Source organism: Streptomyces sp. CB02261 (genome assembly GCF_001905665.1).
Classification (GTDB): Bacteria; Actinomycetota; Actinomycetes; order Streptomycetales; family Streptomycetaceae; genus Streptomyces.
Genome location: NZ_LIVX01000001.1, coordinates 926,961 through 940,584 on the forward strand (window position 1 = coordinate 926,961; position 13,624 = coordinate 940,584).

Here is a 13,624-nt window from a genome sequence, read left to right on the forward strand (position 1 = left end):
CGCACTTCATTCCCGGTGGCGCCCCGCGCCCCGGGCCGCGCCGGTGGTCAGCCGACGGAGCCCGCCGTGACGAGCCGGGCGCGTGCCGGGCTGTACTGGGCGGGGATACGGGGAGCGTACACGGGGCGGACGGCCGAGTTCCGCACGGTGAGGACCGAGCTCTGGAGGCGGCGGAGCCGGGCGGAGGGTTCCATGCCGCTCTCCCCCTTGAGGGCCAGGCGCAGTCGCTCGTACACGGTGAGGGCCTCGTCGGGCTGTCCGGAGCGCAGCAGGGCGACCATGTAGTGGGCGTGGAGCGGCTCGTTGGTGCGGTAGCGGGCGACGAGCCCGGAGAGTTCGGCGAGCAGCTCGGCGTGCCGTCCGAGACCCAACTGCGCTTCCACCCACTGGTCGAGGACGCTCAGCCGGGAGGCTTCGAGGCGCTCGATCTCCCTGCGGAGGCGGGGTCCCGCGGCGACGCCCGCGTAGGGTTCGCCGCGCCAGAGGGCCAGTGCCTCGCCGAGGCGGAGCGCGGCGCGCGGGAGGTCGCCCGCTTCCATGGCGCGGTAGCCGGCGCCGGCCGCGCGCTCGAACTGCCAGACGTCGTGGACGCCGCCGCCGGTGTCGAGGCGGTAGCCGCCCGGCTGGGAGACGAGGATGGCGTCGGCGGTGCGCCGCTCGGACCAGCCGGGTCCGGGCTCGTCCGGCGCGGCGCCGCGCCGCAGCGCGCCCGCGATGAGGCTGCGCAACTCCGCTATGTGGGACTGGAGCTCGGCGCGGGCGCCGCGGGGCGCGCCGGACGGCCACAGCTCCTCGGTCAGCACCGTGACGGGGACGACCTGGTCGGCGCTGGCCGTGAGCAGGGCGAGGAGCTGCCGGGGTGCGGCTGCCGTCGGGGTGATCGACACCCCGTGCTCACGTACCGACAGTCCCCCCAGGATCCGGACGTCCACCTTGCCCCCTCAGTGCCTGTGCGGTGTCTGCGCGCGGGATGACTCTCGTTGATTAGAAAAGACCCCCGTAGGCATGTCAATAAGAAACCGGATGGTACGGAAACCCAACCCGGGATATCGGGGTGATTCACCCCCTTTATGGGGGTATTGAGGCGCCTCGTTTTCGTCACTGGCGCAGACCACCGCACCCCGGAAGACTGTTTCCGGACTCGGAGGTACGCTTTCGCAGGGCTCTTGCGGATCCCGGGGAGGCCGACACGCGCGAGTTCACGCCAGAATCCGGCCGCTCGGTACGGTTCCGGGAGCGGCCGGGGTCACGGCGGGTGGGGGTCGGTAAGCGGTGGGGCCGCTAGGGGGTGAGCGTCGGCCGTCGGAAGGGGCCGGACGTCGGAGGGGGCGGGCGGCTCGGTCGGCGAGATCGCCTCAGACACCCCCTAGAGCACGGCCGCGGCCGTCAGCAGGCCGAACGCGAGGGTGACGAGAGCCGTACGGACACGGTGGAAACCGTTCCAGCGCTTCTCGAAGGCGGCGCGGACCGCCGCGGGGTCGTCGCCCGGGGCCTCGGAGGCGGCGAGCGCGTTGTTGAGCGGGACGTTGCCGCCGACGGTGACGGCGTGGTTGAGCGCCGCGGCCACGAGCCCCGCCAGCACCAGCCACGCCTGGGTGTCCGTGCGCCCGTCGACGGGCACGAGGTACGCGGCGACGGGAAAGGCGAGGACCCCGAGGAAGACGGTGAGGAAGACGCCCCTCGGCACGCACTCGTTGATCCGGCGCATCGCCGTGACGAACTCGGCGTCCGTCAGACGGGCGAGCGCGGGCATGATCCCGGTCTGGAAGATCAGCATGAAGCCGGCGTAGAGGCCGGTGCATCCGACGGCGAGGGCGAGCAGCAGGGAGGCCATGGGGCCATTCTTGCCCGCTGCCCGCCGTGCGCGTCAGCTGTACGGGTCGCCCGACCTCAACTCCCCCTCGTGCGACGGCCCTTCACCGGGCTGATCACCCCGCTGCCCGAGCAGCCCGTCGGCCTGCCGTACGGCCTCGGCCAGCTCCCGGACCACCGCCGAACCCGATCGGCCGGCGATCGCGTCGGCGCGCTCGGCGAGCGCCGGGAGCCCCGGTGCCCCGGGCAGCCCGCCACCGCGCAGGGCGTCCGCGAAGTAGGCGGCGATCGCGGTCAGCTGCAGACTGTCGTGCCCGCCGTCCCAGACGTCGGCGGCGAGCCCGCCGGTGGCGACGGTGCCGGACCGCTCACGCGGTGCCCGGCCGACGGGGTCCAGCCAGCGGACGGTGGCCGTGGCGACCGGGCCGGACGCGCCGGGCCGCGTCCTCACCGCGTACAGGGCGGTGACCGTGTGGCCGGCCCCGACCTCGCCGCCGTCGACGCGGTCGTTCCGGAAGTCCTCGTCGGCGACCTCCCGGTTCTCGTAGCCGATCAGCCGGAACGTCTCGACCGTGCGCCGGTCGAAGGAGACCTGCGCCTTGGCGTCGCGGGCGCGCAGTTCGACGTGGGCGGGCAGTTGGTCGACGAAGACCTTGCGGGCCTGGGCGGAGGTGGAGACGTACGTCGTCTGGCCGTCGCCCCGGTCGGCGAGCTGCTCCAGGAACGCGTCGCCGAACTCGCTGCCCACACCGACGCCGAAGAGGGTGATCCCGTACTCCCTGCGCTCCTCCTCGATGCGTTCGAGGATCGTCGCGGCCTCGGTGGAGCCGGTGTTGGCGAGCGCGTCGGAGAGCAGCACGACCCGGTTGGTGGCGCCCTTCCGGTGGCCCTCGACGGCCACGTCGTATCCGGTGCGCACGCCCGCCTCGACATTGGTGGACGAGGTCGTGGCGAGCGAGTCGACGACCTCGCGGATCCGGCCGCGGGCCTCCCCCACGCGGGTCATGGGCAGTCGGGTCTCGGCCTCGTCGCTGAAGGTGACGAGGGCGATCGAGTCGTCGTCGCGCAACTGGTCCGCGAGCAGGCCGAGGGACTCCTTGACGAGGTCGAGCCGCCCCGGCTCCGCCATCGAGCCGGAGATGTCGACGACGAACGTGAGGGCGGCGGGCGGGCGTTCGGCGGCCCGGTCGGTGCCCCGGGTGGCGAGCCCGACCCGTACCAGGGACCAGCCGTCGCTCCCGGCGCGGGCGCCGTCGAGCGTCACGCTGAAGCCGTCGTCCGCGGGGCGCGGGTAGTCGGGGCGGAAGCTGTTGACGAACTCCTCGGGGCGCACGGTCGCCGGGTCGGGCAGCCTCCCCTCGCCGAGGGTCCGGCGGGCGTAGCCGTACGAGGCGGTGTCCACGTCCAGGGCGAAGGTGGACAGGTAGTCGGGGGCGGGCTGCCGGGGGCGCCCCGCGCTCTCCTTCCCGCCCTCGGCGGAGGTGTCGGGGCGTGCGCCGCCGCGGGCGTCGGGGACCGCGGAGGCCGCCCCGCCCCTCTCGCGGGCCGACCGGTCGGCGGTGGTTCCGTCGCCACCCGCGCCGCAGCCGCCGACGGCGAGTCCGGTCGCGAGCAGCACCGCGATCACGGCCGGGAACCGGTCCGCGCGGCGACCCGACGGCCGCCCGTCATGTCGATCCATGTCATCTCCCCCTCGTGGTAAGGCACTTGTGAATGTGACGAACGAGAGGCGCGCGCGGACCAGTCGGAGGAGTTGCGGATCGGTCTCGATGCGGCAACGACGAACGGGGCCGCTACCGGGTGGCATGGATTCGCCATCCTTCTCAACAGGGGTTGTCACCGTGTGCAGTCACATGCGTACATGGAGTGGACATCGATCGGCGGGGGTGGTCAGCGGTGGCAGAGAGCGCGGGCTCCGTGGTGCTCGCCCGTTCGGCGATGAACCGGGCCGTGACCGAGGGACAGCGGCCCGCGGGGCGCCCGGTCCGGGGCGCGCGGCGCATCAGCGCGGCGCTCGCCGGGCTGGCCGCCTCCACCCGGTACGAGCTGCTGACCTTCGACGATCCGGTCGCCTCGGCGGGCTGCGCGATCCCCGGGCCGTTCCTCGAACTGGCGGGCGCGTGCATGCGGGCCGCGGCGGAGCGGGCCACGGAGGTCAGACGGATCGTCCCGCGGCACGCCCGGAGCCGGATCGAGGGCGGCCTCGCGCTCCCCGGCCGGGCCCGCCTGGCCGAGTCCATCCCCTTCAAGATGATCGTCGTCGACCGCACGGTGGCGGCGGTCCCGCTCGATCTGGAGCTGCTGTACAACGGGCTGCTGCTGATCCGGGACCCGGTGGTGGTGCAGGCCCTCGCCCGGGCCCATCACGCCTGTTGGGAGACGGCCGAGGAGCTGTCGTACGCGCCGCCGCCCCCCGCGCCGCCCCCCGCGCCGCCGTCCGATCTGCCGCCGCAGCTGCGCCCGGTGCTCGACGCCCTCGTGGCGGGGCTCACGGACGAGACGGCGGCGGCCCGGCTCGGGATGTCCGCCCGTACGTACAGCCGCCGGGTGGGCGAGCTGATGGCGGCCCTCGGCACGACGAGCCGCTTCCGCGCGGGGGCGGAAGCGGCTCGAAGGGGGTGGCTGTGAGAAGACCGTGAGGCCCTGCTCAGGGGCGACGACGTTCGGGTCCTACGACACGATGTCCTTGCGGGCGAAGCCCCGGAAGGCGAGCGCGAAGAGGACGAGGGCGTACGTCAGGGAGATCGCGGTTCCCTTCACCATGCCGCCCCACTCCAGCTGGGGCTGGAGCGCGTCGATCCAGGCGAACTGCCAGTGCGCGGGCAGGAACTCGCGCCAGTCGCCGAGGGCCGTGACGGCGTCCAGGACGTTGCCGACGATCGTCAGGCCGACGGCCCCGCCGACCGCGCCGAGCGGGGCGTCGGTGCGGGTGGACAGCCAGAACGCCAGACCCGCCGTGACGAGCTGGGAGGCGAAGACGAACGCGACGGCGACGCCGATGCGCAGCACCGCGTCCCCCGCCGGTACCGCGCCGCCGGTCGGCAGCTGGAGCGGACCCCAGCCGTAGGCGACCGTGCCCACGGCCAGGGCCACGAGCGGAAGGAGGAGCATCGCGGCCGCGCTGTAGCCGAGGGCGACCGTCAGCTTGGAGGCGAGGAGCCGGGACCGGGGAACGGGCGCGGCCAGGAGGTAGCGCAGCGAGGACCAGCTCGCCTCGGAGGCGACGGTGTCCCCGCAGAAGAGCGCCACCGGGATGACGAGGAGGAACCCGGCCGAGACGAACAGGCAGGTCGCCGCGAAGTTGGCGCCCGACGCGGTCGCCGTGTCCATGAGGGTGATGCGGCCGTTGCGGTCCCCGTCCTCGCCGCCGATCGCGAAGGCGATGACCAGGATGAACGGCAGGGCGACCAGGATGCCGGCCATGATCAGGGTGCGGCGCCGCTTCCACTGGCGGAGGGCCTCGACCCGCAGCGGCAGGGTGCGGCCCGCGCGGTAGCCGGGGGCGGAGTCCGCGGGGGCCGTGGGGGTGTCGAGCAGCCGGCTCATGCGGCTCCTCCTCCGATCAGGGTCAGGAACGCGTCTTCGAGGCGCCGGTGCGGTCCGACGCCGGTCAGCGGCACGTCCAGGCGCACGAGTTCGCCGATGAGGGTGGTGGCGTCGGTGCCGTCGAGCCGGACCAGGAGGCCGCCTTCGGTGCGGGTGGCCGAGCCGACGCCGGGCAGGGCGCCGGCCTTCTCGACGAGCGCGTCGTCGATCTCCCCGGCCAGCGTCACGAGCAGGGTGTCGCCGGAGCCGGTGATCTCGGCGACGGGTCCCGCCTGCACGAGCTGTCCCCGGTCCATGACGACGAGATGGGTGCAGGACTGTTCGACCTCCGCGAGGAGGTGGCTGGAGACGATGACGGTACGGCCGCCGGCCGCGTAGCGGATCATCACCTCCCGCATCTCGCGGATCTGCGGCGGGTCGAGCCCGTTGGTGGGCTCGTCCAGGATCAGCAGGTCGGGCAGGCCGAGCATGGCCTGGGCGAGGGCGAGGCGCTGCCGCATGCCCTGCGAGTAGGTGCGCACCGCGCGTTCGAGGGCGCCGCCCAGGTTAGCGATCCGCAGGGCCTCCTCGACATGGGCGTCCTCGGCGGGGCGGCCGGTGGCCTTCCAGTACAGGTCGAGGTTCTCCCGGCCGTTGAGGTGGGGCAGGAAGCCGGCGCCCTCGACGAAGGCGCCGACCCGGGAGAGGACCGGGGCGCCGGGTCGGACGGCCTGGCCGAAGACCCGGATCTCGCCCTCGTCGGGGGTGATCAGGCCCATCAGCATGCGCAGGGTGGTGGTCTTCCCGGCGCCGTTGGGTCCGAGGAGACCGAGGACCTGGCCCTGTTCGACGCGGAAGGTCACGTCCTTGACGCTGTACCGGTCGCCGCCCTTGTACTTCTTGGAGAGACCGGTGATCTGGAGCGGTACGGCGGCCAGTCCGGCGTCGGGCGCGGGGGCGGCGGTACGGCGCCGGGCCGCGAACAGCAGCGCGACGGCGACGGCGAGGCCGAGGAGCGGCAGGCCCCAGACCCACCAGGGCAGGGCGGCGGCCTGGGTGTCGACGCCCGGCGCGGTCGGCACGGTGAGCGGGCCCTCGACGGCGACGGTGTAGTCGGCGGGGACGGCCGGGGAGGCGTAGCCGAGGTCGGTGGCGGCGACGACGAGCCGCAGCCGGTGCCCGGCCTCCACCTCGTGGTCGATCGCCGGCAGGGTGAGCGTGACGCTCTTGCCCGCCGCGGCGCCCTCCACACGGACGGGGGTGACGAGCTGGGCGGGAAGGACCTGCTGCCGGCCGTCGGGCCCGACGTCGTACACCTTGGCGAAGAGGACCGCGGAGCCGTCGGCGGCGGTCGAGGTGACCTTGACGCGGACGGTCGGGGTGCCGGTGATCCGGAGCGGTGCGGTCTGCGGCTTCGCGTCGAAGCGGGCGTGCTGGCCGGGGAAGTCGAGGGAGATCCCGACGCCGAGCGAGGAGAGCCCGGCGACTCCGCCGCCGAGGCCGGGGACGGCCGAGAGGGCGGGCGGGGAGGCGCCGGCGGGGTTGGTGAAGGTCCGGGGGCGTCCGGTGAGGGGGACGGTCGTGGTGCCGGCGGTGAGTCCCGGGTAGCGGTCGGCGGTCGCGGCCCGCAGGGTCGCCCGGCCGTCGGTGGAGTCGACGCCGCCGGTGCGGCTGACGCGGAACGCGGGGCCGGTGTCGACGGAGGTGTCGCGCTTCAGCCAGCGGTCGAACCAGGTGCTGACGCGCCGCTCGACCCGTTCGGTCTCGCGGTCGCCGCCGTCGTGGCCGCCGGAGATCCAGTCGACAGAGACGGGGGCGCCGTTGGCGGTGAGGGCCCGGGCCATGGCGTCGGACTGGGCCAGGGTGAAGAGCGAGTCGGACTGGCCCTGGACGAGGAGCGCCGGCACCTTGACGCGGGCGGCGACGGCGGAGGGGCTGCGGGCTTCGAGGAGGGCGCGGGCGGCCGGGTCGGGCTTCCCGGAGACGGCGACGCGCTGGTAGAGGGCGCAGAGTTCGGGGGTGAAGCGCCCGCAGGCCGGGGCCTTCCCGGCGGCGGTCTCCCCGGAGGCCCGTCCCGCGGTCCTCCCGGCGCCCGTACCGGTCCCGGTGACGGCGTCCCCGTCGGTCGCGGGCCGGCCGGTGACGGCGCCCGGCTGGGCTCCCGCCGAGAAGAAGATGCCGGCCCACAGCTTCTTGAAGACACCCTGGGGGAACAGCGCGTCGGCGAGGTTCCAGTAGGTGATCTGGGGGGCGATGGCGTCGACTCGCGGGTCGTGTCCGGCGGCGAGCAGGGAGATCGCGCCGCCGTAGGAGGCGCCGGTGACGCCGACGCGCGGATCGCCCTGCTTGTCGAGGAGGACCTCGGGCCGGGCGGCGAGCCAGTCGATCAGCTTCCGGGCGTCCTTGACCTCGTGGTCGGGGTCGTTGAGGCCGATCTGCCCGGTGGAGGCGCCGAAGCCGCGGGCGGACCAGGTGAGGACGGCGTACCCGTCACGGGCGAGCTGTTCGGCCTGGGCGCGGACGTCGTCCTTGGAGCCGCCGAAGCCGTGACCGAGGAGGACGGCGGGCCGCCGCCCGTCGCCGTCGCCGGTGAAGTACGAGGTGTCGAGCCGTACCCCGTCGAGGTCGAGCATCCGGTCCGCCCGGTGCACGGGCGGCGGATCGTCCGAGGCGACGGCGGTCAGGGTGCCGGCACCCGCGAGGACGGCGAGGACGGCGGTGACCGCGGCCCACCGGGGAATTCGGAGTCGCATGGTGTCGAGCCTAAGCGGGCCGGGCGTGCGACACGGCTGTCCGGGGGCGGAGGTGTCCGCCCTCCTGGAGTCGTACGGCGGCCGGCGGCCGTACCACGGGCGCGGTATCCGCGGGCCGATCGCCGCACAGGCCCCCGGAGCGCGTGGCGCGTGCTCCGGGGGCCCGTGTCGGTCCTTCGTGCGTCGGCGGGTGCGACCGCGTGGGTCAGTGGTTGCGCGGGAAGCCCAGGTCGACGCCGGCCGGGGCCTCGGACGGGTCCGGCCAGCGGGTCGTGACGACCTTGCCGCGGGTGTAGAAGTGCACGCCGTCGTTGCCGTAGATGTGGTGGTCGCCGAAGAGCGAGTCCTTCCAGCCGCCGAAGGAGTGGTAGCCGACGGGCACCGGGATCGGCACGTTCACGCCGACCATGCCGGCCTCGACCTCCAGCTGGAAGCGGCGGGCCGCGCCGCCGTCGCGGGTGAAGATCGCGGTGCCGTTGCCGAACGGCGAGGCGTTGATGAGGGCGAGGCCCTCCTCGTACGTCTCGGCGCGCAGCACGCAGAGCACGGGGCCGAAGATCTCGTCCTGGTACGCCTTGGCCGTGGTCGGCACGTGGTCCAGGAGGGAGAGGCCGATCCAGTGGCCGTCCTCGTAGCCCTCGACGGTGTATCCGGTGCCGTCGAGGACGACCTCGCAGCCCTCGTCCGCCGCGCCGTGGACGTAGGAGGCGACCTTGTCGCGGTGGACGGCCGTGATGAGGGGGCCCATCTCGGAGGTGGGGTCGGTGCCGGGACCGATCTTGATCTTCTCGGCGCGCTCGCGGATCTTCTGCACCAGCTCGTCGCCGATGGCGCCGACGGCGACGACCGCCGAGATGGCCATGCAGCGCTCGCCGGCGGAGCCGTACGCGGCGGAGACGGCCGCGTCGGCCGCCGCGTCGAGGTCGGCGTCCGGGAGGACCAGCATGTGGTTCTTCGCGCCGCCCAGGGCCTGGACGCGCTTGCCGTTGGCGGAGGCGGTGGTGTGGATGTACCGGGCGATCGGGGTCGAGCCGACGAAGGAGATCGCGGTGACGTCCGGGTGCTCCAGGAGGCGGTCGACGGCCACCTTGTCGCCGTGCAGGACGTTGAAGACACCGTCCGGGAGGCCCGCCTCGGCCAGCAGCTCGGCGATCTTCAGGGACGGCGACGGGTCCTTCTCGCTGGGCTTGAGGATGAAGGTGTTGCCGGTCGCGATGGCGATCGGGAACATCCACATCGGCACCATGGCCGGGAAGTTGAAGGGCGTGATGCCGGCGACGACGCCGACGGGCTGGCGGATCGAGGCCACGTCCACGCGGTTGGACACCTGGGTGGACAGCTCGCCCTTGAGCTGGGTGGTGATGCCGCAGGCCAGGTCGACGATCTCCAGGCCGCGGGCGACCTCGCCGAGCGCGTCGGAGTGGACCTTGCCGTGCTCGGCGACGATCAGCTCGGCGATGGCGTCGCGGTTGGCGTCGAGGAGGGCGCGGAACTTGAACAGGATCGTGGTGCGCTGGGCGAGCGAGGAGGTGCCCCAGGTGGCGAAGGCGTCCTTCGCCGCGGCGACGGCGGCGTCGACCTCGTCGACGGAGGCGAGCGCGACCCGGGTGGTGACGGCGCCGGTGGCCGGGTCGGTGACCGGGCCCCAGTTGCCCGACGTGCCCTCGACGGTCTTGCCACCGATCCAGTGGTGGACGGTCTTCGTCATGACGAGTTACTCCTTCAGAGATGGCGGCGTCGGGCGGTGACGTGCCGGTCGTACTCCTCGCGGGCCTCGACCGCCGACGGGCGGGTCGACGTCTCGGCCACGGGCACATCCCACCACGCCTGGGCCGGGGGCGGGCCCGACACTGTGTCGGGCGTTTCGGTCTCGACGTAGACACATGTGGGAACCGTCGCGCCCCGGGCGTCCGCGAGGGCTTCCCGCAGGTCACGTACGGTGCGGGGACGGAGCACCCGCATGCCGAGGGAGGCGGCGTTCGCGCCGAGGTCGACGGGGAGCGGGGGCCCGGTGAAGCCTCCGTCCGGGTCCCGGTGGCGGTAGTCGGTGCCGTACCTCTCGGCGCCGACCGCCTCCGAGAGGCCGCCGATGGAGGCGTAGCCGTGGTTCTGGAGAACGACCAGCCGCAGGGGCAGGCGTTCCTGCACGGCGGTGACGATTTCGGTGGGGTTCATCAGGTACGTACCGTCGCCGACGAGGGCCCAGACGGGCCGGTCGGGCGCGGCGAGGAGGACGCCGACGGCCGCCGGGATCTCGTAGCCCATGCAGGAGTAGCCGTACTCGACGTGGTACTGGTCCGGCGAGCGGGTCCGCCACAGCTTGTGGAGGTCGCCGGGGAGCGAGCCGGCGGCGTTGACCAGGATGTCGCTGCCGTCGACCAGAGTGTCGAGTACGCCGAGGACCTGGGCCTGGGTGGGGCGGGCGTCCTCGTCGGGGACGGCGTAGGCGGCGTCGACCCGCTGCTCCCACTCCTGCTTGGCGAAGATCCACTGGACCATCTGCTGCCGGTGGTCCCCGAGGGCCTCGGCGAGGGCGGTCAGGCCCTCGCGGGCGTCGGCGACGAGCGGCAGCGCGCCCTGCTTGTGGGCGTCGAAGCCGGTGATGTTGAGGTTGAGGAAGCGGGCGCCCTCGGGGAAGAGGGTGCCGGAGGCGGTGGTGAAGTCGGTGTAGCGGGTGCCGACGCCGATGACCAGATCGCTGGTGCGGGCCAGGGCGTTCGCGGTGGAGCTGCCGGTGTGGCCGATGCCCCCGGTCTCGCAGGGGTGGTCGTACGGCAGGACGCCCTTGCCGGCCTGGGTGGTGGCGACGGGGATGCCGGTCCGCTCGGCGAAGGTCCGCAGGGCGTCCTCGGCTCCGCTGTACCTCACGCCGCCGCCGGCGACGATCAGGGGGCGTACGGCGCTCCGCACGGCCTGCGCCGCCGCGTCGAGTTCGGCCGCGTCGGGGCGGGGGCGGCGGATCCGCCAGGTCCGCTCGGCGAGGAACTCCTCGGGCCAGTCGTACGCCTCCGCCTGGACGTCCTGCGGCAGCGCGAGGGTGACGGCGCCGGTCGCGGCGGGGTCGGCGAGGACCCGCGCGGCTTCGAGGGCGGCCGGGACCAGGGCATCGGGCCGGGTGATCCGGTCGAAGTAGCGCGAGACGGGGCGGAGGCAGTCGTTGACCGACACGTCGCCCGCGTACGGGACCTGGAGCTGCTGGAGCACGGGGTCGGCGGGGCGGCCCGCGAAGGTGTCGCCGGGGAGCAGCAGGACCGGGAGGTGGTTGACGGAGGCGAGGGCGGCGCCGGTGACGAGGTTGGTGGCGCCGGGGCCGATGGAGGTGGTGACGGCGTGCGCGGAGAGCCGGCCCCGCTGGCGGGCGTAGCCGACGGCGGCGTGGACCATGGCCTGCTCGTTCCGGCCCTGGTGGAAGGGCATGCGGGGCTCTTCGAGGAGCGCCTGCCCGATCCCGGCGACGTTCCCGTGGCCGAAGATGCCCCAGGTGGCGGCGATCAGCCGGTGCCGGTCTCCGTCGCGTTCGGTGTACTGGACGGCGAGGAAGCGGATGAGCGCCTGGGCGACGGTGAGCCGGATGCTCATGCGTATCCCTCCGTGTGGTCCGGGTGGAAGCAGATCTTCCACTCACGGTCGGGGCCGGGGCCCGCCATGACGTTCAGATAGTGGAGGGCGTGACCCGGCTGGGCGATCGAGGGGCCGTGCCAGCCGTCGGGCACGAGGACCGCGTCGCCGTCCCGCACCTCGGCGAGGAGTTCGGCGCCGCCGGGCCGGGAGGGCGAGACGCGCTGGTAGGCGAGGCCGTTCGGGCCCTCGATTCCGTAGTAGTAGATCTCCTCCAGGACGGACTCGGCTCCGGGCCGGTGCTCGTCGTGCTTGTGCGGCGGGTAGGAGGACCAGTTGCCGCCGGGCGTGACGACCTCGACGGCGATGAGCCGGTCGCAGTCGAAGGCGTCCGCCGCGGCGAAGTTCCGCACCTGGCGGGCGCGGTTGCCGCTGCCCCGGGTCTCGACGGGAACCTCCGGCGCGGGGCCGTAGCGGGCGGGGAGTCGTCGCTCGCACTTCGCTCCTGCCAAAGCGAAGCGGCCTCCCGCACCGGAGGCGATCTGGGCGTGGGCGTCGCGGGGTACGTAGGCGAAGTCGCTCACTCCCGCGAACACGTCGACGCGGCCCAGGAGTTCGATGATCTCGCCGTCGACGCGCACGCTACAGGCACCGGAGAGGGGAAGCACGACCCATTCGGAATCCCCGCTCCCGAAGGAGTGGATCTCCCCCGGTCCGAGGGTGAGGACCCGCAGGGAGCAGTACGTCCATCCGGCCCGCTCGGGGTCGATGTCGACGGTGTACGGGCCTCGGGCGGCGGTCCCGGCGGGCAGGTGGAGCGACGGGGAACGGTCAGGGCTCATGCCGCATCCCTACCCGATCTCCGGCGGGGTCCCGCCGGAGCCCGGCGCGGTGCCGGAGCCCGGCGTGTCACCGCGGTGAGCACCGGCCTCCGGCAGGGTCCCCGTGCCCGTGGCGAGGGCCTCGGCGATCTCGACGGCGTACGGCATGGCGGAGGAGCAGGCGAGTCGGCCCGCGACAATCGCTCCGGCGGCGTTGGCGCGGCGCAGGACCTCCTCCAGGTCCCGGCCGGCGAGCAGCCCGTCGACGAGCGCCCCGCCGAACGCGTCGCCCGCGCCGAGCCCGTTGACGACGTCCACCGGCAGCGGCGGCACCTCGGCGCAGGTGCCGTCGGCGGCCAGCGCCAGGACGCCCGCGGGGCCCTGCTTGACCACGGCGAGCCGGAGGCCCTGCCCGCCGTCGGAGGCCAGCAGGGCGCGGGCGGCCGCGTACGGCTCGCGCTCCCCCGTCGCCACCTCGCACTCGTCGAGGTTGCCGACGGCGACGGTCGCGTGCCGCAGGGCCTCGCGGTAGTACGGGCGTGCCGCCGCCGGGTCCGTCCAGAACATCGGCCGCCAGTCCAGGTCGAGGACCGTCACCTCGCGGCCGGACCGGGCCCGCAGCGCCTCCAGGGTCGCGGTGCGGCTCGGTTCGGCGCTCAGACCGGTGCCGGTCGCCCAGAAGACGCGGGCGGCGCGGATCGCGTCGAGGTCGAGCTCGTGCGGGTGGATCTCCAGGTCGGGTGCCTTGGGCCGCCGGTAGAAGGTGAGCGGGAAGTCGTCGGGCGGGAAGAGGGCGCAGAAGGTGACGGGCGTCTGGTACTCCTCGACGTCGGTCACCCACCGGTCGTCCACCCCGAAGCCCTTGAGCTCGCGGCGCAGATACGTGCCGAAGGGGTCGGCGCCGGTGCGGGAGACGAGGGCGGTGCGGCGGCCGAGCCGGGCGGCGGCGACGGCCACGTTGGCCGCGGAACCGCCGAGGAACCTGCCGAAGCTCTCCACCCGGTCGAGCCCGACCCCGGTCTGGAGCGGGTACAGGTCCACGCCGAGGCGCCCCATGGTGATCAGGTCGTACGGCTCGGTCTCCACGCGCCACCTCTCGCGTCCGGCTTCCGCACCCAGGTCTAGTCGTCCGCCCGGAGGCGTGTCAACGATATG

Annotated in this window: 10 protein-coding genes; 1 reads left to right on the forward strand and 9 read right to left on the reverse strand. The window is 73.9% G+C overall.

The window, feature by feature from the left end; translation table 11 throughout:
* Positions 1-47: 47 nt before the first annotated feature.
* The 3 genes from AMK29_RS04210 to AMK29_RS04220 all read right to left on the reverse strand — a co-directional run bounded on the left by AMK29_RS04210 (position 48) and on the right by AMK29_RS04220 (position 3,493).
* Positions 48-932, reverse strand: a complete 885-nt coding sequence (locus tag AMK29_RS04210) for an AfsR/SARP family transcriptional regulator (protein ID WP_073807582.1) — start codon at positions 930-932, stop codon at positions 48-50.
* Positions 933-1,366: 434 nt separating this feature from the next.
* Positions 1,367-1,834, reverse strand: a complete 468-nt coding sequence (locus AMK29_RS04215; protein WP_073807585.1) for an anthrone oxygenase family protein — start codon at positions 1,832-1,834, stop codon at positions 1,367-1,369.
* A gap of 33 nt (positions 1,835-1,867) precedes the next feature.
* Entirely contained in the window at positions 1,868-3,493 is a 1,626-nt protein-coding gene (locus AMK29_RS04220) for a vWA domain-containing protein (RefSeq protein WP_073807588.1), read from the reverse strand.
* 215 nt (positions 3,494-3,708) lie between these two features.
* Between AMK29_RS04220 and AMK29_RS04225 the strand changes: the two genes are divergently transcribed.
* The gene (locus AMK29_RS04225) at positions 3,709-4,440 is read left to right on the forward strand and encodes a helix-turn-helix transcriptional regulator (protein WP_073807591.1); all 732 of its coding nucleotides are present in this window, start codon (positions 3,709-3,711) and stop codon (positions 4,438-4,440) included.
* Between the two features lie 42 nt (positions 4,441-4,482).
* On the opposite strand, the gene AMK29_RS04230 is transcribed toward AMK29_RS04225, so the two are convergent.
* The 6 genes from AMK29_RS04230 to iolC form a co-directional block, all read right to left on the reverse strand.
* Positions 4,483-5,358 (reverse strand): ABC transporter permease, encoded by an 876-nt coding sequence (locus AMK29_RS04230; RefSeq protein WP_073807594.1) that lies wholly within the window; start codon positions 5,356-5,358, stop codon positions 4,483-4,485.
* On the reverse strand, positions 5,355-8,090 hold the full coding sequence (locus AMK29_RS04235; RefSeq protein ID WP_073807597.1) for a CocE/NonD family hydrolase: 2,736 nt from the start codon (positions 8,088-8,090) through the stop codon (positions 5,355-5,357). Before AMK29_RS04235 ends, AMK29_RS04230 begins: the two co-directional genes overlap by 4 nt.
* Positions 8,091-8,295: 205 nt before the next feature.
* Entirely contained in the window at positions 8,296-9,798 is a 1,503-nt protein-coding gene (gene mmsA, locus AMK29_RS04240) for a CoA-acylating methylmalonate-semialdehyde dehydrogenase (protein WP_073807600.1), read from the reverse strand.
* A 14-nt stretch (positions 9,799-9,812) separates the two neighbouring features.
* On the reverse strand, positions 9,813-11,669 hold the full coding sequence (gene iolD, locus AMK29_RS04245) for a 3D-(3,5/4)-trihydroxycyclohexane-1,2-dione acylhydrolase (decyclizing) (RefSeq protein WP_073807604.1): 1,857 nt from the start codon (positions 11,667-11,669) through the stop codon (positions 9,813-9,815).
* On the reverse strand, positions 11,666-12,490 hold the full coding sequence (gene iolB / locus AMK29_RS04250; RefSeq protein WP_073807608.1) for a 5-deoxy-glucuronate isomerase: 825 nt from the start codon (positions 12,488-12,490) through the stop codon (positions 11,666-11,668). The genes iolD and iolB overlap by 4 nt, the downstream gene beginning before the upstream one ends.
* A gap of 9 nt (positions 12,491-12,499) precedes the next feature.
* The gene (gene iolC / locus AMK29_RS04255) at positions 12,500-13,525 is read right to left on the reverse strand and encodes a 5-dehydro-2-deoxygluconokinase (protein WP_073808273.1); all 1,026 of its coding nucleotides are present in this window, start codon (positions 13,523-13,525) and stop codon (positions 12,500-12,502) included.
* Between the last annotated feature and the right edge of the window lie 99 nt (positions 13,526-13,624).